At 60.7% G+C, this 379-nt stretch carries 1 protein-coding gene; it reads left to right on the top strand.

Annotated features, from left to right (window positions below; translation table 11 throughout):
• Positions 1-379: TonB-dependent receptor plug domain-containing protein (locus HX869_RS31370; protein WP_178904200.1), on the top strand; the 379-nt coding region annotated here is incomplete at both ends.

Raw genomic sequence — 379 nt, 5'->3', positions numbered from 1 at the left:
CTCAAGTACACCCCGGGCATCAACGTTTCCAACGACGACGCCAGCGGCATGAGCGGCACCAGCTTCACCATGCGCGGCATGAACTCCGACCAGGTCGGGGTTTCCATGGACGGCGTGCCGATCAACGACTCCGGCAGCTATGGCGTGTACGCCAACCAGTTGGGCGATCCGGAAAACGTCGGCGAAGTGTTTGTCACCCAGGGCTCCTCCGAAGCGGATGGCCCACACATTGGTTCCAGCGGCGGCAATATCGGCATGGTCACAATCCGTCCGACCAAAGAGCCAGGCTTGTTCGTCAAACAATCCATCGGCTCGAACAACCTGACAAAGTCCTTCGCACGGCTCAACACCGGCGACCTGGGCGGCTTCAAGAGCTGGG

Origin of the sequence: Pseudomonas sp. P7779 (assembly GCF_013386315.1) — a bacterium.
In the GTDB taxonomy this organism is placed as follows: domain Bacteria; phylum Pseudomonadota; class Gammaproteobacteria; order Pseudomonadales; family Pseudomonadaceae; genus Aquipseudomonas.
Note: the sequence above shows the minus strand (reverse complement) of the source record. Positions and strands in the feature narration are given on the sequence as shown.